Genomic DNA, 24,012 nt, shown 5'->3' on the forward strand with positions numbered 1-24,012 from the left:
GTGTTAGTAGCACTTTCGGTTTTTTTATGCTGGTTGATCCGTTCTTTTAATTCATTTACATGTTTTAGATTAAGGCATTACTACCAGCCTGCGGCCCTCTTCCAGCCTAAAATGTACATCAGACCGTTCCAGGCCTGTTAATACATCAGAGAGTTTCAGTTTCCTGCTCATCTCTCCGAAAAACAGTACCTCCGGCACATTTCCTTCATACACCACTTCCAGGTTGTACCAGCGTTCCAGCTGACGCATCATTTCTCTCAGGCCTACCCCTTCAAAATTGAAAAGGCCGTTCTTCCAGGCGATGGCCTTTTCTACATTCGCATTTCGTGTTACTTCCATTCCTGCGTCTCCTGCCTGAAGCTGATCACCTGGTTTTAATACAATTCCGTTGCCTGTTTTGTTGGTATGGGATATCCGGACAGATCCTGTTACCAGAGTGGTGTAACTATTCTTTTCATTGGTATATGCTTTTACGTTGAATGCCGTACCCAGCACTTCGATATCCACTTTCCCCGGCACTTTTAATTTAAAGGGCTGTTCTGCATTTTTAGCCACTTCGAAATAGGCTTCGCCGGAAAGTTCCACCTCCCTCTCCTTTCCTTCAAAAGCTACAGGGAAACGCAGCACACTGGCTGCATTGAGCCAAACTTTGGAACCATCCGGCAGCATCACCTGGAACTGCCGTCCTTTGGATGTGGTGATCGTATTGTATTCCATTTCCCCTGTGCCACGATCTCCGGGGGTGTATTGCAGCCCGTTATCTTTCATTGCTACAGCGGTTCCGTTCTGACGGGTGATGATACCATTGCCTGCACTATCCAGTTCCATTTGTGAACCATCCGCCAGTGTAAGGATGGCGCCGTTCTTTCCGGGCTCCACATCCATCTTTGCAACCACTGGAGCAGGTTTCGGCTGTTGATTATGATTGAAGAACCAGGCGCCGGCACCAAATAATAACACTGCTGCGGCTGCCCATCCCCATCTGTGGAGGAAATGTACCCGGTGAACTGGTTTAACAACGGGATCAACAGATAGTTTATCCGACTGCAATATCTGATCTGCCACCTGCATCCAGTGTTGCTGATCGAAGGCTGGCATAGGTTGCTGACGGTGTTCTTCCAGCCAGCTTTCCACCGCATCCATAGAAATACCAGATGCATCCTGATCAACTAAACTGGTTAGTTCATGCAGTTCTTCTTCGGTGGCTGTATGTGTGGCAAGCCGGTCCAGTAAATATGCTAATCGGGTGTTTTGTTCCATTTGGTGGTGGCTGTTTATATCCCCCCTTATCTATACCAGACAATTGAGCGGGGAATTGGTACCGAAAAAAGGGGAATTATTTTTTTCCGGCGATGAATATATCTATCAATATGGCGAGGAACGGCAGATAATCAGCCTTTTGCAGGGAAGCGCGGATATTTTTCAATGCCATCACCAGCAGGTTTTTCACGGTGCTGATGGCCAGATCCATATGTTGTGCAATTTCATTGATGCTAAGCCCCTGTTCACGGCTTAAACGGTAGATCTGTTGCTGCTTTTCAGGTAATTGCTGCACCGCTTTGTTCACCAGGCTGAGCAACTGCCGGAATTCGATCATTTCTGCTACGGGGAGTTCTTCCTGTTTTACGGTATCCATTACTTTATCCCGGATGGTTTGACGGCGTACATAGTTTACTGCCAGGAAAAAGCAGATCTTTTTGATCCAGGCACCGGGTTGTGCAACTTCCGTAAGCTGGTCGCGGGCTACCCATATTTTAAGAAAGGTATCCTGCACCAGGTCATCTGCCACTGCCACTGATCCTGTAATACGTGCCGCCATTGCCAGCAGGCGTGGCGCATAGATCTCAAAAAGACGTCTGAATGCAGATTCATCACCAGCTGCAATCCGTCTATAGAGGTCAGGACCATCCATAAAATGTCCGTCGTTCAATGAAGATGTATTAATAATAAAAATTATAGATTTTGGCTAGCAAGATGGTTGCTGAACATTCACATTTTAAACTGATAATGCCGGCAAGTTAGAATAATAATGCAAAATTCTATAATTTCCCTGACCAGGAGGCATTTACTACAGTATTTAAAACAGGCATATGACAACTTCAAACTTATCGGAATTATCTCCGATAGATAAGGTCCTGCATTTTTGGAACAACGTGAGGTTTACGGGTTTTCATAACGGTATGTTCGGACTGCCACCCAACCATAAGCCTATCAATATGACGGGTATTGCTATATGGGAGATCAGGGATAACAAATTAGCGCATAACCGGGTGGAACGAAGTTCCTGGGAAGTATACCAGTCACTTACAAAGTAATGCGCAGGAAGGATGCCTTCCTGCGCATTACTTCTGAGCATCCTGATGAACTGATCCGATCTTAATTGTTTGCCAGCTTCTCATGTTCAGCCGTATACCTTGCGCCGGTATCCGGATATTTCTTAAGCAGTTCATCGATCGTTTGCAGATCTCCCTGTGTCAGATCTACATCTACCGCGCCAGCGTTTTCTCTAAGGTATTTGGTTTTCTTTGTACCGGGGATCGGTATAATATTTTCTCCCTGGCTCAACACCCATGCAAGTGCTATCTGCGCTGGTGTAACGTTTTTAGCTCCTGCCAGTGCAGCAAACCCTTCTGCCAGTTTCCTGTTATTTTCAGCATACTGTTCCTGGTAGCGTGGCAATGTTCTGCGGAAATCATCATCTCCCAGTGTACTGATATCAAGTGTATTGGTGACCAGTCCCCGGGCCAGCGGACTAAAGGGAATAAAAGATATGCCCAGTTCTTTCGTCAATGGAAGTATCTCTGCTTCCGGGTCTCTCGTTAAGAGTGAATATTCACTTTGCAACGCGGCAATCGGATGTACCGCATGTGCTTTTTTAATGGATGCGGCAGAGGCTTCGGACAAACCAAGATACCGCACCTTCCCCTCTTTCACCAATTCGGCCATAGCACCTACTGTTTCTTCGATGGGTACATTCGGATCTACACGATGCGCATAATACAGATCGATATGATCTATACGCAGGCGTTTCAGGCTTTGCTCTACTGCCGTTTTCATATAAGCAGGAGATGCATCGAACGAGCGGGTCCTGTTATCATCCCATCTGAAACCAAATTTTGTTGCAATAAAGATCTTATCCCTGTTCGGAACCAGTACCTGGGATACCAGTTTCTCATTTTCACCTTTCGCATAGATATCCGCCGTATCCCAAAAGTTAATACCCAGATCGATGGCCAGGTTCAGGGTAGCTAATGATTCTTTATCATCCGGCACACCATAAGCATGGTTCATTCCCATGGTACCTAACCCGATAGCAGATAACTGTTCGTTGGTATTGCCTAATTTTCTGTATTTCATAAAGCAAATTTATGCAGGAACGGATTGGATTTCTTGCAGGAAACAAACGATTTTTTATGAATTTCAAATATACGCAGGAATATTATACCTAATTTCCCATTATGCTATACGAACAACGCATCAAAATAGAAATGGAAACCTGGCAGCATAAAATGCAGGGCCGCTCCTCATTGATGGACAGGTTGTCTAAATCAGTGCAATCCCGCATTAACCGCATTATTCCTCAGAAGGTGCATGATGCCATTACAGTTACCATTAAACAAATGGTGCGGGGTGTATTGTTCGGCTCTACCTATACTGTACCCAGCCAGCCTGTTTTTGCTTCTTTGTATGATATGGAAGAAGCAGTGCTCCGCCGTGTGGACTTCTACCGGAAAACAGCAGCCGCAGAGGGCGGTATTACCGGAGCAGGCGGTATCCTGCTGGGCCTTGCAGATTTTCCAATACTGCTTGGCATGAAACTAAAACTGCTTTTTGATATCGCCACCTATTATGGTTTTGATGTAAAGGATTATAAAGAACGATTGTATATCCTCCATATTTTCCAGCTGGCTTTCAGCAGCCAGGAGCATCGGCGGAATGTGTTTGAGAAGATCGAAAACTGGAAAGAAAAAAGCAGTCAGCTGCCGGATGATATTCATGTTTTCGACTGGCAGAGCTTTCAGATCGAATACCGTGATCATATAGACCTGGCTAAAATAGGACAGTTACTTCCTGTAGTAGGTGCAGCGGTGGGGGTAGTAGTAAATTACAGGTTGATCACAAAGCTGGGCACTACGGCCATGAATGCTTACAGGATGAGGATACTGGATTAAAAAAAAGGATACACCGTATAGTGTATCCCTTTTCGAAATAAATTATTTCTTAGCAATCCGGTACAGTCTGCCCTGATCTGTGATAGTATACAGCGCGCCATCTTTACCTTCCGTGATATCGCGAAAACGTTGTCCCTCGCCACCAAGTAACCTTTCTTCTCCGGTTACTTTATTGTTTTCGATAACAAGCCGCGCAATATGGGTACTGCTCAGACCGGAAATGAATAAGTTGTTCTTCCATTCTGGAATACCTGCACCACTGTAGAAAGTGATACCGCTCGGAGAAACTACCGGATCCCAGTAATACACCGGTTGTTCAAGACCAGCTTTCTGTTGTATGCTATCACCAATTTTCTTACCGCTGTATTCAATGCCGTAAGTGATAGTAGGCCAGCCGTAATTCTTTCCGGGGTCTACCCTGTTCAGTTCATCGCCACCTCTTGGTCCGAATTCAGTTTCCCAGAGATCTCCTGTTTCAGGATGCAAAGCAAGCCCCTGCACATTGCGGTGACCATAAGAATAAAGCTCTGGCCTTGCATCTGCTTTACCTTCAAATGGATTACCGGCAGCAGGTTTCCCTTCTTTTGTGATCCTGATCACTTTACCTAAGCCGGATTTGATATCCTGGGCCTGGGGTCTTGTTTCCAGGTCTGAACGTTCGCCTGTGCTGATGATAATGTTCCCGCTCTTGTCGAAAAGGATCCTTCCGCCGTAGTGCAGTGTACCATTATAAGCAGGTGTAGCACGATATATAACAGCTGCGCCTTCAATCGTTTTTTCATCGGCAGATAATTTGCCTTTGGCAACAGCCGTGAGATTACCTTCAGGCAATGGTTCTGAGAACACCCAGTATACCATCCTGTTAGCAGCAAAATCAGGATCTACCCGGATACCCAGCAAGCCGCCCTGGCCATTGGAATTTACAGCAGGTATACCGGTGATGGGTTCGCTCACTTTACCTTCCAGGGTAGCGATCCGCATGGTACCTTTTTTCTCGGTAATGATTAAACGGCCATCAGGAAGTGAGGTCACTCCCCAGGGGGATTTCAGACTGCTGTCCAGTACTTTATATTCATAAGCAGTGGTAGTTTTAACGCTGCCTATCCTTGTCTGGCCAGGAAATGCGGGTTTATAGTCCGAATTGGCTGTTTTTGTTTCTACAGGTTCGCCGGCAGTAATACTGTCCGTGGCTGTAGCTGTGTTTTCAGCAGTTTTGCCAGTGCCCTGTCCGCAGGAAGTGAAAGCTAATACGCCTCCCATGCAAACGACGGTCAAAAAATGAGGGTTCAGGTACCTGTTCATAGATGAAATTTTAGTGCTTAAATATAAACTAAGTTCAATTGAAAATGTCGTTTTTTTACTATCCCAACATCCCTCCCTACCCTAGTATTGCAGAATGAAGCACATTCTTTTTATCGCCGCAACCCTCCTGCTCATTACGGCTTGCAAAAAAGGCGGGACCGGTCCCGCCGGAACGGCCAATGTTATTTATTCCAAATGGTTTAAACCTGACACCTACACAAAGGATACGGTTTTTGGTATCTGGGGTTTTAATTACATCCAGGCTGCTCCGGAGATCACACAACAGATGCTGGATACCGCCACCATATTTACTTTTGCAAAACTGGAGGGATATAACCCCTTTATATGGCGACCTGGCCAGGTAGGGCTACTCCCTATTACCCTCACTTATAATACAGGTGTTGTTACCAGGGATGTATGGTCTGCCGGGTATACAGTAGGAACTATCCGCATCCGCATGACGAATGACATGAATATCTACCCTGGTATCAATACCTCCCACCAGTTCCGTTATATCATCATCCCCGGTGGAAAACTTACCGGCCGCCAGGCGCCTCCGACTTATGAAGAAGTTTGCCGGCGATATAATATACCGGAGTAAAGTATATTTGCCTTATGGCAATGCAGCAACAGATCCAACCTTCCAGTTTCAAATTCTTAAAAAAGCTGAAAGAAAATAACAACAGGGAATGGTTCAACACACATAAAACGGAATTCCAGGCGGAACAACAATTGATAGAAGGTTTTGCGGAAGCCCTGTTGGGAAAACTCAGCAAACACGACCTGATAGAAACCGAATCAGGGAAAAAGAGCCTGTTCCGCATCTACAGGGATACCCGTTTCTCCCATGATAAAACACCCTATAAAACAAACTGGAGCGGCGGTTTCAAGCGCGCTACCAAACAACGCAGAGGAGGATACTATTTCCAGCTGGAACCAGGCAATAGTTTTATTGCAGGTGGTTTCTGGGGCCCTTCCTCAGAGGACCTGAAAAAGATCAGGGATGATATTGCTTTTGATCCTGCGCCGCTAAGAAAGATATTAGCCGGCAAAACGTTCTTTTCCCATTTTGGAAAACTGGAAGGAGAACAACTGAAAACCACCCCCAAAGGTTTTGATGCAGGGCATGAAGGGATCGACCTCCTGCGTTATAAACAGTTCCTGCTCATCAAACGGTTTACGGATAAAGAAGTATTAAGTGAGCAATTTTTAAAAGAAGCTGATCTTACGTTGCAGGCTATGCGGCCGTTCTTTGATTACATGAGTGATGCATTAACAACTGATCCGAATGGACAATAAATTAAAGATCTTCCAAACGGAAGATCTTTAATTCTAAATAGTATTCTCCCATGCTTTCAACTGATGGTCCTTCAGCATATCCTCTACAAACTTAGGCACCACATTCCTGAACTTCCCGGTATCTGACGGAACGATCTGTATCATCGCATCTATCATTTCCTGCGGATCCAGCCTCCCCTGTGGCGTGCCCAGCAAACTGTCAAACGTGGCACGCATATCTGCCCTCTTTGTGAAATTCTTATTATCATCCAGCCAGCGGAAAGGATTATCAGCCATCGTTTCATTATACCCTGTCAGATAAGCGCCGGGGTTAATGGTCTGTATCTTGATATTGTATTTTTTCAATTCGGAGGACAATGCTTCTGCAATAGCTTCCAGCGCATGTTTGGTAGAAACATAGATCCCATATCCGTCCGGTGTGAACAACCCGCCCATAGAAGAAGTAAATACCACCTTACCGCTTCTTTTCTCATTGATGAACTTGGCAATGAATTGTTGGGCAAGGGCCAGTGGTGCAAATACATTCGTTTCAAAATTCTTGCGCACAAGATCTACAGGGATTTCAAATACAGGGCCTGCTTCGCCCATTCCTGCATTACTGAACAGGATATCAACATCCCAGGTCAGTGCATATTGCACATCATAGGGATCGAGAATGTCCAGGCGCTCCACACGCAAATTATCCAGTCCAAGGCTTTTTGCTTTTTCCCTTAAAGGGGTTACCTGGGGTGAGATCTGTACACCAGCTATTACTTCATGGCCTAATTTAGCAAGGCCAATGGCGGCGCCTTCTCCAAATCCGGAGCCAGCCCCGGTGATGAGTATTTTTTTCTTTTGCATTTTGTATTTTTTAAGGTTAAATATTACTGCCGGCTGTAGCTATCATAAAATCCTGATCCGGACTTCCACCGGATACACCGATATAGGCTACTATTTCCCCTCCTGCTTTAACGGGCATGCCACCAGGAAATGCCACCAGGCCACCACTGGTATTCACCATGCCATAAGCTTCTCTGGAAGGTTGTAAGAATGTTCCCACCTGCTCGGAATTCATCCTGAACAGCATGGCGGTTTTGGCTTTTCCCAGGGCAATGTCTATAGACCCTAAGAAAGCATCATCCATTCGCTGAAAGGCTTTCAGATACCCATAGGTATCCAGGATGGCGATATTAGCGTTTACGCCTATCTGTTTAGCCTTTTCAAACGCCAGGTCCATGGCCTGAAAAGATTGTTCGTTAGTGATCTGCATAAGCTTTGTTTTTTGGTAGAACAAAGTTGCAGAGAATACGAGGTACAGCTGTTAGCTAATCCAAAGGAGAATTTATGAATTTCAAAGATGGATGCTTTTCCGGAATTCTGCGGGGGTAAACCCGGTGTTCTTTTTAAAAAAGAGATTGAAATTAGGCTGTTCAGGAAAGCCTATGCAGTAGCCGATGTCCTTCAATGGCCAATTTGTTTGTACCAGCAGCACCTTTGCCTCTTCCAGCAAACGGTTCCGGATATGGGTGCTTACATTTTGCCCGGTATGTTTTTTCAGAAGTGTATTGAGGTGATTGGGATGTACGGCAAGCGTGGCTGCAAATTCTTTGGCTGTTTTTTTGCCAACGGGGTTGGAAGTATTTATCTGGGCGGTGGCCTGTTCCAGCAGTTTGAAAAAATCATGCACATGCCTGTACTCTTCTGAAGTATGTGCAGGTGCAGGGAAATTAGCTACCCTTGCACTTTCAATAATGATCAGCTGAAGATAGGTTTGCATCATTTCCTCATTAAAAACATTTCCGGATAATTCCTCTTCCTGCATTTTTGAGAAAATCCCTTTTATAACCTGCATGTTCTCCCCTGAAAGCCGGATCACACTTTTGTTCTTATCTGAAAACAGCGAATAGCGGTCTATCGCGCTTTTAAGCACCGGATGTGTTTCAAGTACCTGCTTCTTGAACAGGATATAATATCCTCCTGCAGCTTCCGACAGGTTTTTCCAGGAAATGATATCATTGGGATGAATAAAAATAATGGTAGGCTCTTCAATGAAATAAGTATGGATACCTAAAGTGAATACTCCTGTCCCCTCCGTTATCATTAACACTTTATAGAACTCCCGCCGGTTGGGGGAAAGATAGTTCATGCAATTATGCTCGTTCCTGTCAAATACACGAATGGACAATTTATGAAAACCCTCCCGGTGTATAGGTACGAGGTCAGGAATATCCTTTAATAAGTTAATGGATCTATTCATGGGGAAACAGTTTACAATTGCTGTTGCAAAAATACGCATATTTGTTTTGTCGTAATCACACCCTAACAATGTCGTGTTCGTACAGCCCCTCCCAATTCCTCTGGCCGTAAATTTGATCTGACAAATCAAAAAAAGGAAACTATGAGAAAGATAATCATCACCACTTTTATGACAATGGACGGCGTATTGCAAGCCCCCGGAGGTCCGACAGAAGATCCTACACATGGTTTTAAATGGGGCGGCTGGTCTGCTCCTTACGGAGACGAAGTGATCATGGAGACCCTGGGAAAGATCATGGCTGAACCCTTTGATCTGTTGTTAGGCAGGTTCACCTACGATATCTTTTCTGCCTACTGGCCATATGTAAAAGATAATCCAATTGCAGAAAAATTCAGTAACATAGAGAAGTTTGTTGTTTCCGGCAAACCCATAGAACTGACCTGGGCAAAATCTACCCTGATCACCGGAGATGTGGTAGCCGGCCTGAAGGAACTCAAAAAACAGGATGGTCCAAACCTCCTCGTGCATGGCAGCAGCAAACTCGTTCAAACCCTGCTGGCTAATGGTCTCGCAGATCAGCTGCACATTTGGACCTATCCTATCACCCTTGGAAAAGGCAAACGTTTATTTGGTGAAGGAACACAACCGGCCGCATGGAAATTAACGGAGATAAAACACTCCACTACCGGTGTGATCCTGGCCAGTTATGAACCTTCCGGCGAAGTAAAGATCGGAGACCTTACCAATCCGGAACAGGAACCATCAGCAGCAGAAATAGCCAGAAGGGAACGGATCGCAAAAGAAGTGTAACATTCCCGGGGAAGGATCGTTATATGAGCGTAAAATCCTTCCACATATGAGAAATGTATATCTCCTTCTGGCCATTTTAGTCCTGGTTACCTCCTGCACAAAGGATAGCAATGTTAACAAGGGCGAGGACCTTGTACTCACGGCAGATGAACAGCAAAGAACCGAAGCAGATAACAAATTCTCACTAAAACTATTTAAGGAACTGGCAGCTGATGCAGGAAAGGATAACCTGGTATTCTCCCCCCTGAGCCTGAGCATGGCTATTGCCATGACCAGTAATGGCAGCAGCGGGCAAACACTGGAAGGTATCAGGGCAGCGATGGAATTTAGCGGTGCTACGGAAGAACAGATCAACAGCTACTACAACAAGCTGCTCGCCAAACTCCCCGTCCTTGATCCCGCCGCGGATGTTAAGCTGGCTAATTCGATATGGTACCGGCAGGACTTCACGGTCTCTCCTGCTTTTTTACAGGTGAATAAGAATAGTTACAATGCCGCCGTGCAACCCCTTAATTTTTCAGATCCTGCTGCTCCGGGTAAGATCAATACCTGGGTGAATGATAAAACAAATGGCAAGATCACGGAGATCGTAGATAACATTCCGGCCGATATGATCATGTACCTGATCAATGCCGTTTATTTTAAAGCGAACTGGAAATACCAGTTTGATAAAAGCAAAACACAAAAGGCTGTTTTTCATACGGCAGGTGACGGTGATGTGCAGGCTGATTTCATGACTATCAAAACATCCCTTAATACATCCTATTCCAGTGATGGATTCGTTGTTGAACTGCCTTACGGTAATGAGAAATACAGCATGGTGCTGTTATTGCCAGCCACCGGCAAGTCTGTGCAGGATGTGATCAATGCAGCAAACCCTGCCTCCTGGAATACCTGGATGAACAGCCTTAAAAAAGAAGGAACAACAATTTACCTGCCCCGTTTTTTGATCAATTACGATGTGGAACTAAATGACATACTGAAAGGTTTCGGTATGGAACTGGCTTTTTCCTATGTGGCTGATTTTACCAGGATCAATACCAATGGTGACCTGCGGATCAGTAAAGTAAAACAAAAAGCATTTATAGAAGTGAATGAAGCAGGAACAGAAGCTGCCGCAGTTACAAGTGTAGGTATTGAATTTACCTCTTCCTCCGGCGGAATTAAATTCGATCGTCCATTCCTCTTTGCCATCCGGGAAATGAAAACGGGGCTGATACTATTTAATGGTATCGTTAATAACCCAACAAAATAAAAAAAAAAGCCGCTCCGCTGAGAGCGGCTTTTTTTTTGGAACAAACCCTCCTGGTCCTTGCATTTACAGATTATTCTGTTTAACTTAATGCAAACGTTTCCATAACCCGTATTACCAGAAAACAAACATTTCAAAACCCTTAAAATTTCACGAAATGAAAAAGACCCTTCTTTTGGCATGCCTGCTCGTGCTGCTTGTACTGTCCAAATCCCAATCAGCGCCCATTACAACACATCCCGGCAACCTGATCATGCCCCACACCCTTACCTGGAACCCTGTCAGCGTTATTGCGGAAAGTTACACTTCTTCCACCCTAACGGTTACAGCCCCCGGCGTTTACCGCATCATGGCCAGAGTTGGCAATAACAAACACCTCACCCCGGTGTATGCCAAGATCAGTCATGAAAACGTGTACTTTATTGGTGTTGCCCGGATGATAGATGTGTATGTAAGGTTTTATGATGATGCCGCTAATGAATTCCCGGCTTATGTATCAGATCTCCAGGTAAATTACCGGGTGATAGGATATGATGGCTCCTCAGGGTATGATTTCAACAGCTATGCAACGGCCTATGGCTATGAAGTAGTACTGGCCACTAATGTTGAAAATGATTACCAGGAAAATGGCGTGATGCGCTACAGGGATTATCATTTGCTGTCAGGAGATTACATTCCTCAGGCATTGTAATAAAAAAAGAGGGCAATTATAAGCTGCCCTCTTTTTTTAGAAAATACTTTCCCAAAGGTGATATCTCATATCCCGGATGATAACTGATGGTTAGCCCCAGGTTCTTCAACTTCCGCACATTCAGCTTCAACCAGTCCTTTTCCCTGCCACTGAGGATGGCCAGGTCTGCCGCCCTTAACCTGGGATGTGTTTTAATGAGTAATAATATTTCCTTCGTCCACTCCCCTAACCGCTCCAGTTTATTTTTCAACACAGCAAACTCTTCTGCTGTTAAAGAAGGTTTCTCGCGCAAGGCAATCCGTGGGTCTTCAGAATAATAACCTACTTTGATCTTGTACAGGTCTCCATCAGGATAACGGGTAAAGGTTTTCATCAGTTCGGCAGCATTTTTATATCCTGCCTGCTGTGCCTCTTTATCCGTTACGCCGTTCACAATGGCAATAGCTTTTATTTCCACTACACCAATAGCAGTTTTAAGCAGGCTTCCCTTTTTAACGGATGCCTTGTTCCATTTCCTGAAAGCCAGGGAAACAGTACCTGCTTTAATTCCTTCTAACTGATCCTGTTTAAACAACATACACCAAATATAGAATGATTTTTGTATTTTGATCTGTATGAAATCGCTGTTAATCTATTTGCTGCTACCCGTTATTACTTTCAGGGTGGAAAACGCAAACCATGAGCCGGTACGTTTGATGAAACCCATCAACGGAAAATACCAGATCGCTGCCTGGGCAACAGATACGCTGGATGCCCATGGAGAATTAAAAATCCCGAACCAGGATAAAATCTCCGGCACTTACGAGTTCCAGTACAAACAAAAAACCTACAGGTTATACGTACAGCCCGGTAAAGACTACACGCTAACGATCAGCAAAGACTCGGTAAAAATAAAGGCCAAAGATGATGAAGGCCAGCTGGCATTGAACCGCCTTGCTTTTCCCTTTTACCAGTCTGTGGCCATGGCCTGGTACAAAGCAGATACCGTATACGACAATAATAAAAAAAAGGTGCTGACCGAAATGGAACAACACCTTCAGCCCTTCCGCACATTACTGGAACAGCAGAAGATAAACAAAGGATTTTATCAGTATGCTGAAAAGCTGATAAAGGTCTACTATGCCAATATGCTCGCCTGTACTTTCATCATGCCGATGATGAAACTGGAATTTTCCAAGGACAGCACCCGGTACGATGCCGCAAAGATGAAAGCCATCAGCAGTTACTGGCAGGATGTATTCGCAGTGGCAGATCCGCATGATACCACCTCCATGAACGTCAACACGTATTTCGATTACGTCAATTACTACGATACCTGGTACCTGGGTTATTTCCTCCCCGGCTCCCAGGGCACCTATAAAAGATCAACACTGGCTGATGAATACTGGACACGAAAATATGACCTGATCCAACCTAATTATAAAGAACCCCTGCGGCAATATCTCTACGCCAACTGGATCTACGCCCTCACGATGGAGGATGGCTTCCAGCCCTTTGTGCTCGACTGGTTCCGTGATTTCAAAACGGCCTATCCCCAAAGTCCTTATACAACTAAACTCGTAGCAGGTGTAGATAAAGTAAGGGATTACCAGGAAAAGATCCGGAAAGACTTTTCCACCGGGCAGCAGTTCGTTGAAAACTATAGTACCATCACCAGCTTTGATGAGCTGGCCGAAAAGTTCAAAGGCAAAACAGTATATGTAGACCTCTGGGCAACCTGGTGTGGCCCCTGCAAAGCAGAGTTTGCTTACAATAAAAGTCTTAAACCATTCCTGCAAAAAAACGGGGTCCAATCCCTGTACATTTCAATAGATAATGACGCTGCTGACAAACAATGGAAAGACATGATCAGGTACTACGATCTGCAGGGTTATCACATACGCGCCTCACCCAAACTGATGGACGATATCAGAAAATTATTCAGTACTAACAAGGGCTTAGCTATTCCCCGGTATGCGATCCTCAAAGATGGCAAAATGGTATTGGACAATGCCAGGGCACCCAGTGACCAGGAAGCCCTGTATAAACAGATAGCCAGCTTCCTGTAAGAACAACCATAACAATTTGCCCACCGTGATGTTAATACAATAACATCAAAACAGACAGATATGAAAACGATCATGTTGCTGGTGGCCTTATTTATGCACCCACAGGAGATTCCCAAAAGCCAGGTTCCCACCGCCGTTAAGAACGCCCTCAAAGCCAGATTCCCTAAAACATCCAGCCTTGACTGGGAAAAGAAAGGGGAACTATATGAAGCCGACTTCGATGTAAAAGATGTGGACCATAAAGCATTGATAGATGCAACCGGTAAACTGGTAGCCGTAAAATATGATATCCGCACCGCTCAATTGCCGCAGGCTGTCAGGAATACGGTCAATACGCAATACAAAGGATATAAAATAAATGATACAGAGAAAGTGGAAAGGAATGGCGTTGTATATTACCAGGTAGAACTGGATGCAAAACCGTTGGATAAACATCTCATTATAAAAGGAGACGGCAAGATAGATACCAGCCAGCAATACTGGTAATTTTGCTACCTTAGTAGGGCTGATGATAGAAGTCTTCAAAAAATACCTCCACCTTTCTGAAACCGATTGGGACATTATCGCCCCTGTCTGCACGATGAAGAAACTGCGTAAGCAGCAATACCTCCTGCAGGAAGGAGACGTATGGCGCTACCATGCATTTGTCTGCAAAGGATGCCTGAGAAGGTATCGCATAGATGATAAAGGTGATGAGCATATCATACAGTTCTCCATTGAAAACTGGTGGGCGGGTGATCGCGAAAGCTTATTAAACAATACGCCATCAAAATACAATATTGATGCGATTGAAGATACAGAAGTAGTATTGATCCGGAATGATGATTTCAATATGCTCTGTCAAAAGCTGCCCGCTTTCAATGACTTCATTAATAACATCCTGAACAGGAGTTTTAATGCCTCTCAGCAAAGGATAGATGCAGCTATCAGCCTGAATGCAGAAGAGAAATACCTTCATTTTATAGAAACATTCCCCCACCTCGCTAACAGGGTCCCCCGTCATATGCTGGCCTCTTATCTTGGCATCACACCGGAAACCCTGAGCCGCATTAAGAACCAGGTGGCTAAAAAATAAAGCGCTATGAAAGTTTCCTCTCATAGCGCTCTTCACTAACACATCTAATCACAATCCATTGATCGCTGCCACAGTAGCTTCCGGAGCCTTATGCCAATTCGCATACACATCTTTCGTTAAACCACTTCTGATAGCATACAGATCATTCTCTACACCTTCCAAAATATCTGTCGCCAGGTCTTCCGGTTTCATTTTACTTACTTCCACCCCTTTCGTCATATCCGTGTCTATATATGGAGGGAACACTTCAAATACTTTTACTCCGGCACCCTTTTGTTCCAGCACAATGCGGAGCCCCTGAGAATAAGAATGCAACGCTGCTTTGGATGCACTATAAGTTAAAGCCATCGTAATAGGCAGGTAGGACAAAATAGACTGGATATTAATGATCGCAGCATCACCACTTTGTTTCAATACCGGCAGGAAAAGTTCCGTTAATTCCAGTACTGCAAAGTAGTTCGTGTTCATTTCGTCTTTTGCTTTAGCTATAAAGTCCGCTCCGCCATCTGCCTGCGCGCCCAGTAAGATCCCGGCATTATTCACCAGGATGTCAATGTTACCTGCTTTTTGCACCAGGTTACGTTGATCTTTTTCATTCGTTACATCGGCCACGATATAGGAAGCGTTAGGAATAGAAGCAACTGCTTCTTTCAACGTAACCTCGTTCCTGCCGGTGAGGATCACCTTTGCGCCTTTAGAAGAAAATAATTTGGCAATGAAGAATCCGATGCCACGGCCACCGCCGGTTATAAGTGCTGTTTTACCTTGAATGTTCATTTTATTTATGTTTGATTTGTTAAGACAATGTACAGAGACCGATCGGTCTTTTATTAGGCAAAAAAAATCAGACACTAAATGCCTCTATTTCTGCCTTCATCATATTGATCACTAATTTCATTTGCTGATTGTTGCCAAATACCCTGCTGGTCAATATCCCACCTTCCACAAGGGCAAAGATCTTAATACCCATTTCTTTAGGGTTCACGGAATCTTTAAACTGGCCCGCCTGGATACCATCTTTAATCAACTGGCTCAACCTGTTCTGCGTTAATTTCACCGCATCCTGCACCAGTCCCTGAATAAAAGGATCTGTATCATCAGACTCTGTTCCAAAATTCTGCATGGGGCAACCACCCATATTATTCACCGCCAGGTCCCGGTAATGATCCAGTAAAGCCAGCAACTTTTCTTTGGGAGTAGGTTTACTCAACAGCACATGCTGTATTCCATCGTTTAACCCTTTCATCAGGTAAGCAAACACCTCCCGGCAGATCTCATCCTTGTTCTCAAAATTCCCATAGATCCCACCTTTCGCCAGTTTGGTAGCAGCCATAATATCAGAGATAGACGTTCCCGCCATACCCTTCTGATTTATGATAGAAGCAGCTTTCTCTATAATGAACTGCCTTGTTTTTTCTGCTGTTGCCATAACAACACAAAGATAAGACCGATCGGTCTTATCGCCAAATATTTCTTTAATAATCTTACCTTCATTAACAATTGAACGTAGAAAAACACATACCATCCCCCGCTTTAAGCCCTTTCATCAAGCATTACATGATCGTTGAAATGCAGGATGAACAGGTGAACAGGATTTTACCGGATACCTCCGTGGTGATGGTCTTCCGCTTTAAAGGTCACGTCAGCTTCCTGGAAAACGATGTAAAGAATGAACTCCCCACTGCCACTATCTCCGGCCTGAGGAAATCCGGCAAGCTGGTGAACTACGGTCAAAACTCCGCCAACCTGCTGGTAGTATTTAATGAAGCCGGCGCCAACGCATTCATTAAAGCACCCTTGTACGAATTATACGACAGCAGCATCGCATTAAATAACATGTATAAAGATGTAGCAGATGTAGAAGAACAACTAGCCGAAGCAAAGAACAACATCCAAAGAATAGTCCTCATAGAACAATACCTCCTAACTAAACTCTACCCCGGAGAACCGGACAAAATAGTCTTAGCCGCCCTGGAAAAGATCCACGCCGCCAAAGGAATACTGAAAATAAAAGAACTCGCCCAATCCCTCTATATCAGCCAGGATGCTTTTGAAAAACGTTTCAGACGCGTAATAGGTGTTTCTCCCAAACAGTTTTCCAACATCATCCGTATGAAATCCATTGTGAGCAGTGGATTCACCAAAGAAACTCTTTCCGAAGTAGCCTTCAATGCCGGCTATTTTGATCAGCCCCACTTCAATAAGGACTTCAAACTCTTCACCGGAAAAACACCCACAGATTTTATCAAGACCCCTCCCCTCTGGTAAAACAGATCAATGATTTTTTACAAGGTCAGGATCTCACTTGTTGATAGTTTTGCTAAACAAACCATCACAAATGAAATCAATTTATATGCTGTTAGTTATGCTGCAGATGGCCGGCATGGCTGGCGCACAGACTATTAAAAATGAAACCATGGAAAAGAACAAAGAAGTAATCCGAAAAATTTATGACGAAGCACTGAACAAGCGGAACCTGGGATTATTGAAAGAATATATCTCCCCGGAATTTGTAGGTATCCGTGGTGTAAAAGGACCGGAAGGATTTGGCATACCGGGAGACCAACTGATCAAAGGTTTCTCAGATGTTCAATGGAATGTCCAGGAAGTGATCGCTGAAGGAGATAAAGTAATGGTAAGATGGAAATTACATGGCACCCATAACGGCCAGTACACAGATTATGCCGCCACCGGTAAAGAGGTTACCAATGACGGGCTGGGTATCTTCCTTTTCAAAGATGGTAAAGTCATCTCCTCACAGGTGTTCACAGACCGGCTGGGCTTTTTGCAACAATTGGGTGTGTTACCGGTGGAAGCACCAAAGGTTACGAAATAGCTTCACATAGGCTTGACATAGGCTAAAGATAAGGTATTCCTTATGGATTCCTTATCTTTACCTTATGGCAAAAGACTCCACCCAACGATTTTCCAACCGGGTACAGAACTATATCAAATACAGACCTGATTACCCGCCCGAAGTGATCACTTATCTCCGCAGGCAAACGGACTTAACCCAAAACTCCACCGTAGCAGACATTGGCTCCGGTACAGGCATCTTCACCAAACATCTGCTGGACGCAGGAAGCAAAGTTTACGCCATAGAGCCTAACGCCGAAATGCGGGAAGCAGCAGACGCCATGCTGAAGGAATACCCTAATTACACTTCCATAGACGCGCCTGCCAGCAAAACCACCCTGAAGGACCATTCCATAGACCTTATCGTCTGTGCACAGGCCTTCCATTGGTTCAATACCCAGGAAGCAAAGGAAGAATTCCAAAGGATCCTAAAACCTGCGGGAAAGGTCTCACTGATCTGGAACAACCGGATAACAGATACAGACAATTTTGCGAAAGACTATGATCAGCTGCTGCGTGAAAAAACAGCCGACTACAACGAAGTGAACCACCAGAAATTATCTCCGGCTGATTTCAGGGCATTCTTTAAAGAAAAGAAATATGAAAAGGTAGTGTTCCCGAGTTACCAGGAATTTGATGAAGCCGGTTTCCTTGGCAGGGCTAACTCATCTTCTTACGTACCCGCAGGAGATGAAACGTTTCAGCAGTTATTAAAGGATATTTTTCAGCGCCACCAGGTAAATGGCACTATTAAGTTTCATTATAATACAGAGATCTTTACAGGGTCAGTATGATCAGGCATCCAGTCCTTCTACACTGGCAATGCCCACCTTTGTGGCTTTGCCCTTTAATTGGATCATACCAATGGTTTCTGTTCGGATACCGGAATTGGCACCAATAGCCTCCAGCATGTAAGTGGAGATCAAAAGCCGTTTATTATAATCATTGCAAACACTCTGTATCCGTGCAGCAGTATTTAACGTATCCCCATGATACGCAATATCCCGTTTCACTTCACCGATCTCCACAGCCGTTACTTTACCCATATGCAGCGAAGCTTTAAAGCGGGGAAGCACCCCGTAATTGCTCATGTAATATTGTTCCCGCTCAAAGAACCTATATTCACAGGCAAAGAAGAAACGGATGCAGGAAAGGAACTTCAGCCCTTCATCTATCCGCCAGGTCACTACAATTTCATCGCCCACATATTGATATACTTCTGCATTATGCGGTAACAGCACTTCATTAATGTCCATAAAGCTGTCCCGGATAAAGGAACTGTATTTCAGGTGACCTAACTGTTCTGCAATCGTAGTGGAAGATTGCAGGTCCATGAACATAAAGATCCTTTCTTCTTCCCTTGGGCTTCTGTATTTGCCTAACAATAAAGGCACCAGTACCCCAGGGCCATATTTCCTGTTCACCTGGTTAATGAAGCTTAACATGAGGGTCATCAGCAGGTAATAGATCACCAGGATGTAAAAGAAATACTCCCAGGATTGTTCGCTGATGGTTAAACCAAAAAAGAAAGCCCTGAGCAATACCACGATCATAATGATCACACTAACGGAAACGCCTGTTTTAAACAGGATGATCTTACCAAGGGAAAGTTGCTTATAAAATCGTTCCAGGTACCGGTCCGTTAACCCGAGTACAATGCCATACAGCAAACCCAGCACAACAGCCAGCAGGAGTACTTTATCAAAGCGGATCAGTTCATTTCCCTTGAACGTTTCCTGGATAGATAAAGCCTGCAAATGCATCAGGCTCACCAGGAAGATATTGGCTAATATCCAGAAATTGATCTGTATACCCAGATAGCTGAGTAGCGGAAATCTCGCGGAAAATCTCCGGGCTAAACTTGTATAATCCCATTTCTTATTTTGCATCCGAAGCCGAATATAAGGATTTTTGTAACAGGCTGTGGAATGGCTATTCAGCCGCCGTTGTGTCACTCCCTTCAGCGGTTTGTTCTTTATTCTTCTTAAAAAACAATGCCTGCATTCCTCTTCCCCCCCCCAACCATCGTCCCAAAAACTTCTCCTCTCAAAAAAGAAAAAACCGCCCTTTGCTGCGCGGCAAACCCCTTTACAAATGCCTGATCAGCTCATCTATCATCCGCTGATATCCTTTGTAACTACTGGGTTTGCTCACCACCAAAGTAGCGCCCAGCAAGCTGCTTCTTTTGATGAGGCTATCGTCTGTAGAAGTGGAATACACCATCACCGTAATATTGGAATACCGGCTGGTGTCTTTGAGTAACTGTAAAGTTTGGAGGCCGTTGAGTTTCGGCATGTTCTGATCCAGTATAATGGCATCAGGCAGTTCGGTGGTACTGGCTAAATAATCTAAAAGTTCTTCGCCATTACTGGCAATGGGTAGTAAAAAAATATCCTCTCTCTCATGTAAAAAGTCATGGAAAAAATCCTGATCGTCCTGATCATCTTCGGCCAATAAGATCTTCTTGCGCAGATGCATGTTGTTTGTTTTTCTCCTGGGAGACGGGGAGTAACAATAAAAATTCTGCCCCTTCTCCGGATGTGCTCCTTACATGCACAAGACCATCGTGTTTCTCAATGATCTTTTTCGTGATGCTCAGGCCTATCCCACTGCCTTCGTAGCTATCTTTTGAATGTAGCCGCTCAAACAATGCAAAGATATGGTTCTGATATTTCTGGTCAAACCCTATGCCATTATCTTTTATTCGTATCAAACAATAAGGCCCATCAGGCTGTGGCAGCCCATCAAAGAACTTTTCCACAAGGTAGGTGCTACTGATCTCAATAACAGGAGCAAGATCCGGTTTTGAAAACTTCAGGGCATTGGATACCATATTCTGGAATACCTGCCGTATTTGGCCCCTGTTAGCTTCAATAACAGGCAGATCTCCCACCCTGATCTCTGCTTTTTTCTCCTGGATGATCAGTTCAAAGTCATCCAGCAATTCTTTGGTAATATCATTGAGGTTAACGGGTTCAAATACATTGTTGTTGGCGGACAACCTGGAATAGCTGAGTACATCCAGGATCAATGTTTTCATCCGCTTGGAGGAATTCATTATTTTATCCAGGAACCTTTGGGATTCTTCAGAAAGGATCTCTTTGTTCTGGTTCTTTAAAAGATTGGAAAACATCTGAATCTTCCGGAGAGGTTCCTGCAGATCATGGGAAGCTACGGAGGCAAACTGTTGCAGGTCGTGGTTGCTCAGTTCCAGTTCATGATTCATCTCCGCCAGCTGTGCATTGGTTGTTTCCAGTTGCTGCTGTGTACGTTTTTGTATGGTGAGGTCTGTAACAATAATATTTAGGGCCATGTTCTCGTTAAACTCCAGCGCCGTCAGCGAAAGCAGCACAGGAATTTCGAGATCGCAGGTATGCAATGTCACTTCTTCTTTGCAGTCTTTGGACCAGCTTTCTTCAAACAATCGTCTTATGCTGCGTTTGTTTTCTTCCGGCACAAAATCCTGGAAAGGGGTGCCGATCACCCTGGAAATGGGCATGTTCAGCAAAGAGGCAAACTGGGAATTACAGTAAAGGATAATACCTTCATGATTGAGGCTTACAACACCTTCCGTCATTTTTTCAATAAATACCCGGTAGGAATGGTCTGCTGTTTTCAATGTATACAGTTCATGACCATTGCTGCCATTCACTACAATAGCATCTATCTGCCCGGTGCGGATAGCATCGATCGTTTCCTGTGCTTCGTATAGCTGATGCCGTAATTCTTCCAGCTCAGCCTCCAGCGATTCAATACTTTTTGTTAACTGTTCCTCCATTTAATAAGCTTTTAATCCAGGGCCTTAAATACAATGGCTGCTGTTCCATTTAATGAGCTTTCAGCCCAAGGCCCTTTAATACTTTGTCTGTATCTGATAAGTCTCCAATCATTCTCCGTTCCGGAAAAGGTGATTTCTTTATCAGCAAAGGAAGCGCCACGATCTGCTCCTGTTGGGCAACAGATGCCTCCTGGTAAACATCGATCACCTCCAGCGAATACTGCCCTGGCAGATACTCCTCACAAAGTTCTTTCAGATTTGCAATAGCACGCACAGAATTGGGCGAAGCGCCCGTTACAAATAAGCGAAGAACAAACTCAACTTTTGGGGCTGATGGACGACTGTTCAACTGCTGTTCTTCTTTCTTTTGCATTTTACTTTTTTACAGGTCTGATGTTGAGTCCAACCAATACTTTTTCTTCATTAGACAAGTCGCCTATTATTTTACGGATAGGCACAGGCACTTTGCGTACCAGTGTTGGAATCGCAAAGATCTGATCACCTGCCGCCAGTTGCGGTTGCACCAACAGATCTATGATCTCCAGGGTATATTTATCCGGCAAATGCTGTTCGCAGTATTTTTTCAGATTAGCCAGTGCAGTCATGGATTTAGGTGTATTACCCGCTATATATAACCGCAGCTCCCATTTCTCTTCCTTTATTTTCGCCTGCTTAATTTTTTCTTTTACCATTGCTCTGCTTTTGTGATAACTGATGACGGTTCTTCTCCATGATCTCTTTACGGAGATCCTCCTCTATATAAGTCTGACTCAGTTCGTCCTGAATGGTATCAAACTCTTCATGCAAAGAAGCGATCTTCGATTCCAGCGCTTTGCGTTTCCTGTCTATTTGTTTGTCTTTCCGTCCTAATGAATATTTCCGCATTTCTGCGCCGGTAGCTTCACTCACTTGCTGTGCTTCCCTGGCAGATCCCGTAAGTATGCCATCCGGACCGTTATATACATCTACCAGGTCAAGGCCATCATCACTGATCACAAATTCACGCACCTTATTGGAATGCTTCATGCCGCGCGACTTCATAATATATAATCCACGGTTACGCTCCGCATTGGTCTCAATATATTTAATTGTGATCCATGTATCTACCAGTGAGGAAACGCCTTCATCTGTCTGTTCATTAACTATTGTGTTCAAATTAAGTGCCGTAAACATCACCGTGATCTGGTTTGATTGCAGGAAATCGATCAGCCGTATCAAAATGGATTTTACCTCTGGCATTAAACCCGCCGTGATCAGATTGGTGATCGGGTCAAGGATAACAATGCGGGGCTTTAATTCTGTTATTTTCTTATGAATAGTCACCAGGTGCATTTCCAACCCGTACAAAGTTGGTCGTGATGCATGGAAATGAAGCAGGCCAGCATCCACATGTTGCTGTAAGCTCAGGCCGATGGAACCCATATTACGGATGATCTGGGCAGGTGATTCCTCAAATGCAAAATAAAGAACACGCTCCTTCCGCCTGCAGGCTGCATCTGCAAAAGTAGCAGCAATACTGGTTTTACCCGTTCCCGCTGTTCCGGATACAAGTATAGAACTGCCCCGGAAATACCCATTTCCATCCAGCATCTGGTCCATGCCGGCAATACCGGAGGATATTCTTTGCGATGAAACCTTATTATCTAACTGCAGTGAAGTAATGGGTAATACGGAGATACCATCTTCATCTATCAGGAAAGGATATTCATTGGTGCCATGTTCGGAACCACGATATTTTACCACACGCAAACGGCGGGTAGAGATCTGGTCGATCACCCGATGGTCTAAAAGGATCACACAATCTGATACATATTCCTCCAACCCATGGCGGGTTAAAGTACCATCTCCTTTCTCCGCAGTGATCATAGCTGTTACTCCTTTCTCCTTCAGCCATGCAAAAAGCCGGCGTAATTCCGCCCGCAGGATACCTTCATTCGTCAATCCCCCAAAGAGGTTTTCAATCGTATCAAGCACTACACGTTTAGCACCAATAGCGTCTATAGCATGATTCAAACGGATAAACAGTCCACTCAGATCATATTCTCCGGTTTCTTCTATCTCACTGCGGTCAATATGCACAAAGTCCATTCTGATCATCCCGTCTTTCTGCATTTTCTTCAGATCATATCCCAGGGAAGCCACGTTCATTTGCAGATCTTCTGCTTTCTCCTCAAAAGTCACGATCACACCCGGTTCTCCATACTCCATGGCACCCCGTACAACAAATTCAATGGCAAAAAGTGTTTTTCCTGCTCCCGCTCCTCCGCAAATGAGTGTAGGACGCCCTTTAGGTAAACCGCCAAGTGTTATTTCATCAAGACCTATGATGCCTGTGGGAGTTTTAGGTAAGGTGGTTTTAGTTATTTTCTTCTTTGCGGCCATGTAGACTTTTTATATTAATGAGACATTACTGCTGTTTCCTATCAACAATTCCCATGCCTTCGCTAAAAAGAAAAACCTGCGAAAATCGCAGGTTTTTCACATAATTCATAA

Annotated in this window: 29 protein-coding genes; 13 read left to right on the plus strand and 16 right to left on the minus strand. The window is 44.5% G+C overall.

The window, feature by feature from the left end; translation table 11 throughout:
- Positions 1-69: 69 nt before the first annotated feature.
- Positions 70-1,260, minus strand: coding sequence for a FecR family protein (locus GFS24_RS05760; protein WP_153658627.1), 1,191 nt, complete (start codon positions 1,258-1,260; stop codon positions 70-72).
- A gap of 76 nt (positions 1,261-1,336) precedes the next feature.
- Complete coding sequence (locus GFS24_RS05765) at positions 1,337-1,930, minus strand: RNA polymerase sigma factor (RefSeq protein ID WP_153658628.1); 594 nt, start codon at positions 1,928-1,930, stop codon at positions 1,337-1,339.
- Positions 1,931-2,090: 160 nt separating this feature from the next.
- Here GFS24_RS05765 and GFS24_RS05770 point away from each other — a divergent pair, with 160 nt between their 5' ends.
- Complete coding sequence (locus GFS24_RS05770) at positions 2,091-2,315, plus strand: hypothetical protein (protein WP_153658629.1); 225 nt, start codon at positions 2,091-2,093, stop codon at positions 2,313-2,315.
- 61 nt (positions 2,316-2,376) lie between these two features.
- Here the strand turns inward: GFS24_RS05770 and GFS24_RS05775 are convergent, their stop codons facing one another.
- Positions 2,377-3,357 carry an aldo/keto reductase gene (locus tag GFS24_RS05775; RefSeq protein ID WP_153658630.1) on the minus strand — a complete coding sequence of 327 codons (981 nt, stop codon included), beginning with the start codon at positions 3,355-3,357 and terminating at the stop codon, positions 2,377-2,379.
- Between the two features lie 101 nt (positions 3,358-3,458).
- Here GFS24_RS05775 and GFS24_RS05780 point away from each other — a divergent pair, with 101 nt between their 5' ends.
- Entirely contained in the window at positions 3,459-4,172 is a 714-nt protein-coding gene (locus tag GFS24_RS05780; RefSeq protein WP_153658631.1) for an EcsC family protein, read from the plus strand.
- Positions 4,173-4,214: 42 nt separating this feature from the next.
- On the opposite strand, the gene GFS24_RS05785 is transcribed toward GFS24_RS05780, so the two are convergent.
- A complete protein-coding gene (locus GFS24_RS05785; protein ID WP_253906404.1) occupies positions 4,215-5,474 on the minus strand; it encodes a PQQ-dependent sugar dehydrogenase in 1,260 nt (419 codons plus the stop codon).
- 94 nt (positions 5,475-5,568) lie between these two features.
- Between GFS24_RS05785 and GFS24_RS05790 the strand changes: the two genes are divergently transcribed.
- Together GFS24_RS05790 and GFS24_RS05795 are read left to right on the plus strand one after the other, a co-directional pair.
- Positions 5,569-6,075 carry a hypothetical protein gene (locus GFS24_RS05790; RefSeq protein ID WP_153658632.1) on the plus strand — a complete coding sequence of 169 codons (507 nt, stop codon included), beginning with the start codon at positions 5,569-5,571 and terminating at the stop codon, positions 6,073-6,075.
- 14 nt (positions 6,076-6,089) lie between these two features.
- Positions 6,090-6,773: a DUF2461 domain-containing protein gene (locus GFS24_RS05795; RefSeq protein WP_153658633.1), complete on the plus strand. Its 684-nt coding sequence runs from the start codon at positions 6,090-6,092 to the stop codon at positions 6,771-6,773.
- A 33-nt stretch (positions 6,774-6,806) separates the two neighbouring features.
- Here the strand turns inward: GFS24_RS05795 and GFS24_RS05800 are convergent, their stop codons facing one another.
- The 3 genes from GFS24_RS05800 to GFS24_RS05810 all read right to left on the minus strand — a co-directional run bounded on the left by GFS24_RS05800 (position 6,807) and on the right by GFS24_RS05810 (position 9,009).
- Positions 6,807-7,613 (minus strand): SDR family oxidoreductase, encoded by an 807-nt coding sequence (locus GFS24_RS05800; protein WP_153658634.1) that lies wholly within the window; start codon positions 7,611-7,613, stop codon positions 6,807-6,809.
- A 16-nt stretch (positions 7,614-7,629) separates the two neighbouring features.
- Complete coding sequence (locus GFS24_RS05805; RefSeq protein ID WP_153658635.1) at positions 7,630-8,022, minus strand: heme-binding protein; 393 nt, start codon at positions 8,020-8,022, stop codon at positions 7,630-7,632.
- Between the two features lie 81 nt (positions 8,023-8,103).
- A complete protein-coding gene (locus GFS24_RS05810; protein WP_153658636.1) occupies positions 8,104-9,009 on the minus strand; it encodes an AraC family transcriptional regulator in 906 nt (301 codons plus the stop codon).
- A gap of 141 nt (positions 9,010-9,150) precedes the next feature.
- Here GFS24_RS05810 and GFS24_RS05815 point away from each other — a divergent pair, with 141 nt between their 5' ends.
- From GFS24_RS05815 to GFS24_RS05825, 3 genes are all read left to right on the plus strand, one after another.
- A complete protein-coding gene (locus GFS24_RS05815; RefSeq protein WP_153658637.1) occupies positions 9,151-9,819 on the plus strand; it encodes a dihydrofolate reductase family protein in 669 nt (222 codons plus the stop codon).
- Positions 9,820-9,865: 46 nt separating this feature from the next.
- Positions 9,866-11,074, plus strand: a complete 1,209-nt coding sequence (locus tag GFS24_RS05820) for a serpin family protein (protein WP_153658638.1) — start codon at positions 9,866-9,868, stop codon at positions 11,072-11,074.
- 154 nt (positions 11,075-11,228) lie between these two features.
- Positions 11,229-11,762 carry a hypothetical protein gene (locus GFS24_RS05825; RefSeq protein WP_153658639.1) on the plus strand — a complete coding sequence of 178 codons (534 nt, stop codon included), beginning with the start codon at positions 11,229-11,231 and terminating at the stop codon, positions 11,760-11,762.
- 16 nt (positions 11,763-11,778) lie between these two features.
- Here the strand turns inward: GFS24_RS05825 and GFS24_RS05830 are convergent, their stop codons facing one another.
- Positions 11,779-12,339 carry an ASCH domain-containing protein gene (locus tag GFS24_RS05830; protein ID WP_153658640.1) on the minus strand — a complete coding sequence of 187 codons (561 nt, stop codon included), beginning with the start codon at positions 12,337-12,339 and terminating at the stop codon, positions 11,779-11,781.
- 37 nt (positions 12,340-12,376) lie between these two features.
- Between GFS24_RS05830 and GFS24_RS05835 the strand changes: the two genes are divergently transcribed.
- From GFS24_RS05835 to GFS24_RS05845, 3 genes are read left to right on the plus strand one after another with little or no spacing between them, the layout of a single operon-like run.
- The gene (locus GFS24_RS05835) at positions 12,377-13,810 is read left to right on the plus strand and encodes a TlpA disulfide reductase family protein (RefSeq protein ID WP_153658641.1); all 1,434 of its coding nucleotides are present in this window, start codon (positions 12,377-12,379) and stop codon (positions 13,808-13,810) included.
- Between the two features lie 60 nt (positions 13,811-13,870).
- Entirely contained in the window at positions 13,871-14,296 is a 426-nt protein-coding gene (locus GFS24_RS05840) for a PepSY-like domain-containing protein (protein WP_153658642.1), read from the plus strand.
- 22 nt (positions 14,297-14,318) lie between these two features.
- A complete protein-coding gene (locus GFS24_RS05845) occupies positions 14,319-14,885 on the plus strand; it encodes a Crp/Fnr family transcriptional regulator (RefSeq protein WP_153658643.1) in 567 nt (188 codons plus the stop codon).
- Positions 14,886-14,933: 48 nt separating this feature from the next.
- Here the strand turns inward: GFS24_RS05845 and GFS24_RS05850 are convergent, their stop codons facing one another.
- Entirely contained in the window at positions 14,934-15,662 is a 729-nt protein-coding gene (locus GFS24_RS05850) for an SDR family NAD(P)-dependent oxidoreductase (protein ID WP_153658644.1), read from the minus strand.
- 67 nt (positions 15,663-15,729) lie between these two features.
- On the minus strand, positions 15,730-16,314 hold the full coding sequence (locus GFS24_RS05855) for a TetR/AcrR family transcriptional regulator (protein WP_173002980.1): 585 nt from the start codon (positions 16,312-16,314) through the stop codon (positions 15,730-15,732).
- A 71-nt stretch (positions 16,315-16,385) separates the two neighbouring features.
- Here GFS24_RS05855 and GFS24_RS05860 point away from each other — a divergent pair, with 71 nt between their 5' ends.
- The 3 genes from GFS24_RS05860 (at position 16,386) to GFS24_RS05870 (ending at position 18,535) form a co-directional block, all read left to right on the plus strand.
- Entirely contained in the window at positions 16,386-17,153 is a 768-nt protein-coding gene (locus GFS24_RS05860; RefSeq protein WP_153658646.1) for a helix-turn-helix transcriptional regulator, read from the plus strand.
- A 70-nt stretch (positions 17,154-17,223) separates the two neighbouring features.
- Positions 17,224-17,721 carry an ester cyclase gene (locus tag GFS24_RS05865; RefSeq protein ID WP_153658647.1) on the plus strand — a complete coding sequence of 166 codons (498 nt, stop codon included), beginning with the start codon at positions 17,224-17,226 and terminating at the stop codon, positions 17,719-17,721.
- 64 nt (positions 17,722-17,785) lie between these two features.
- Entirely contained in the window at positions 17,786-18,535 is a 750-nt protein-coding gene (locus GFS24_RS05870) for a class I SAM-dependent methyltransferase (protein WP_153658648.1), read from the plus strand.
- Here the strand turns inward: GFS24_RS05870 and GFS24_RS05875 are convergent, their stop codons facing one another.
- The 6 genes from GFS24_RS05875 to kaiC all read right to left on the minus strand — a co-directional run bounded on the left by GFS24_RS05875 (position 18,536) and on the right by kaiC (position 23,901).
- Entirely contained in the window at positions 18,536-19,630 is a 1,095-nt protein-coding gene (locus GFS24_RS05875; RefSeq protein ID WP_153658649.1) for an adenylate/guanylate cyclase domain-containing protein, read from the minus strand.
- Positions 19,631-19,829: 199 nt separating this feature from the next.
- Entirely contained in the window at positions 19,830-20,219 is a 390-nt protein-coding gene (locus tag GFS24_RS05880) for a response regulator (RefSeq protein WP_153658650.1), read from the minus strand.
- Positions 20,182-21,519, minus strand: coding sequence for an ATP-binding protein (locus tag GFS24_RS05885; protein WP_153658651.1), 1,338 nt, complete (start codon positions 21,517-21,519; stop codon positions 20,182-20,184). Before GFS24_RS05885 ends, GFS24_RS05880 begins: the two co-directional genes overlap by 38 nt.
- Before the next feature lie 49 nt (positions 21,520-21,568).
- Positions 21,569-21,892 carry a circadian clock KaiB family protein gene (locus tag GFS24_RS05890; RefSeq protein ID WP_153658652.1) on the minus strand — a complete coding sequence of 108 codons (324 nt, stop codon included), beginning with the start codon at positions 21,890-21,892 and terminating at the stop codon, positions 21,569-21,571.
- A gap of 1 nt (position 21,893) precedes the next feature.
- Positions 21,894-22,211: a circadian clock KaiB family protein gene (locus GFS24_RS05895; protein WP_153658653.1), complete on the minus strand. Its 318-nt coding sequence runs from the start codon at positions 22,209-22,211 to the stop codon at positions 21,894-21,896.
- The gene (kaiC, locus tag GFS24_RS05900) at positions 22,192-23,901 is read right to left on the minus strand and encodes a circadian clock protein KaiC (RefSeq protein WP_153658654.1); all 1,710 of its coding nucleotides are present in this window, start codon (positions 23,899-23,901) and stop codon (positions 22,192-22,194) included. The genes GFS24_RS05895 and kaiC overlap by 20 nt, the downstream gene beginning before the upstream one ends.
- Between the last annotated feature and the right edge of the window lie 111 nt (positions 23,902-24,012).

Source organism: Chitinophaga sp. SYP-B3965 (genome assembly GCF_009647655.1).
Classification (GTDB): domain Bacteria; phylum Bacteroidota; class Bacteroidia; order Chitinophagales; family Chitinophagaceae; genus Chitinophaga.

Excerpts from the sequence above, each read along its gene's own strand:
- GFS24_RS05805 (WP_153658635.1), bottom strand. The coding sequence starts at position 8,022 with ATGCAGATCACTAACGAACAATCTTTTCAGGCCATGGACCTGGCGTTT.
- GFS24_RS05795 (WP_153658633.1), top strand. The coding sequence starts at position 6,090 with ATGGCAATGCAGCAACAGATCCAACCTTCCAGTTTCAAATTCTTAAAA.
- GFS24_RS05865 (WP_153658647.1), top strand. The coding sequence starts at position 17,224 with ATGAAATCAATTTATATGCTGTTAGTTATGCTGCAGATGGCCGGCATG.
- GFS24_RS05815 (WP_153658637.1), top strand. The coding sequence starts at position 9,151 with ATGAGAAAGATAATCATCACCACTTTTATGACAATGGACGGCGTATTG.
- GFS24_RS05870 (WP_153658648.1), top strand. The coding sequence starts at position 17,786 with ATGGCAAAAGACTCCACCCAACGATTTTCCAACCGGGTACAGAACTAT.
- GFS24_RS05760 (WP_153658627.1), bottom strand. The coding sequence starts at position 1,260 with ATGGAACAAAACACCCGATTAGCATATTTACTGGACCGGCTTGCCACA.
- GFS24_RS05855 (WP_173002980.1), bottom strand. The coding sequence starts at position 16,314 with ATGGCAACAGCAGAAAAAACAAGGCAGTTCATTATAGAGAAAGCTGCT.
- GFS24_RS05810 (WP_153658636.1), bottom strand. The coding sequence starts at position 9,009 with ATGAATAGATCCATTAACTTATTAAAGGATATTCCTGACCTCGTACCT.
- GFS24_RS05830 (WP_153658640.1), bottom strand. The coding sequence starts at position 12,339 with ATGTTGTTTAAACAGGATCAGTTAGAAGGAATTAAAGCAGGTACTGTT.
- GFS24_RS05885 (WP_153658651.1), bottom strand. The coding sequence starts at position 21,519 with ATGGAGGAACAGTTAACAAAAAGTATTGAATCGCTGGAGGCTGAGCTG.
- GFS24_RS05895 (WP_153658653.1), bottom strand. The coding sequence starts at position 22,211 with ATGGTAAAAGAAAAAATTAAGCAGGCGAAAATAAAGGAAGAGAAATGG.
- GFS24_RS05850 (WP_153658644.1), bottom strand. The coding sequence starts at position 15,662 with ATGAACATTCAAGGTAAAACAGCACTTATAACCGGCGGTGGCCGTGGC.
- GFS24_RS05845 (WP_153658643.1), top strand. The coding sequence starts at position 14,319 with ATGATAGAAGTCTTCAAAAAATACCTCCACCTTTCTGAAACCGATTGG.
- kaiC (WP_153658654.1), bottom strand. The coding sequence starts at position 23,901 with ATGGCCGCAAAGAAGAAAATAACTAAAACCACCTTACCTAAAACTCCC.
- GFS24_RS05890 (WP_153658652.1), bottom strand. The coding sequence starts at position 21,892 with ATGCAAAAGAAAGAAGAACAGCAGTTGAACAGTCGTCCATCAGCCCCA.
- GFS24_RS05780 (WP_153658631.1), top strand. The coding sequence starts at position 3,459 with ATGCTATACGAACAACGCATCAAAATAGAAATGGAAACCTGGCAGCAT.
- GFS24_RS05775 (WP_153658630.1), bottom strand. The coding sequence starts at position 3,357 with ATGAAATACAGAAAATTAGGCAATACCAACGAACAGTTATCTGCTATC.
- GFS24_RS05875 (WP_153658649.1), bottom strand. The coding sequence starts at position 19,630 with ATGCAAAATAAGAAATGGGATTATACAAGTTTAGCCCGGAGATTTTCC.
- GFS24_RS05785 (WP_253906404.1), bottom strand. The coding sequence starts at position 5,474 with ATGAACAGGTACCTGAACCCTCATTTTTTGACCGTCGTTTGCATGGGA.
- GFS24_RS05835 (WP_153658641.1), top strand. The coding sequence starts at position 12,377 with ATGAAATCGCTGTTAATCTATTTGCTGCTACCCGTTATTACTTTCAGG.
- GFS24_RS05840 (WP_153658642.1), top strand. The coding sequence starts at position 13,871 with ATGAAAACGATCATGTTGCTGGTGGCCTTATTTATGCACCCACAGGAG.
- GFS24_RS05880 (WP_153658650.1), bottom strand. The coding sequence starts at position 20,219 with ATGCATCTGCGCAAGAAGATCTTATTGGCCGAAGATGATCAGGACGAT.
- GFS24_RS05790 (WP_153658632.1), top strand. The coding sequence starts at position 5,569 with ATGAAGCACATTCTTTTTATCGCCGCAACCCTCCTGCTCATTACGGCT.
- GFS24_RS05820 (WP_153658638.1), top strand. The coding sequence starts at position 9,866 with ATGAGAAATGTATATCTCCTTCTGGCCATTTTAGTCCTGGTTACCTCC.
- GFS24_RS05800 (WP_153658634.1), bottom strand. The coding sequence starts at position 7,613 with ATGCAAAAGAAAAAAATACTCATCACCGGGGCTGGCTCCGGATTTGGA.
- GFS24_RS05825 (WP_153658639.1), top strand. The coding sequence starts at position 11,229 with ATGAAAAAGACCCTTCTTTTGGCATGCCTGCTCGTGCTGCTTGTACTG.
- GFS24_RS05770 (WP_153658629.1), top strand. The coding sequence starts at position 2,091 with ATGACAACTTCAAACTTATCGGAATTATCTCCGATAGATAAGGTCCTG.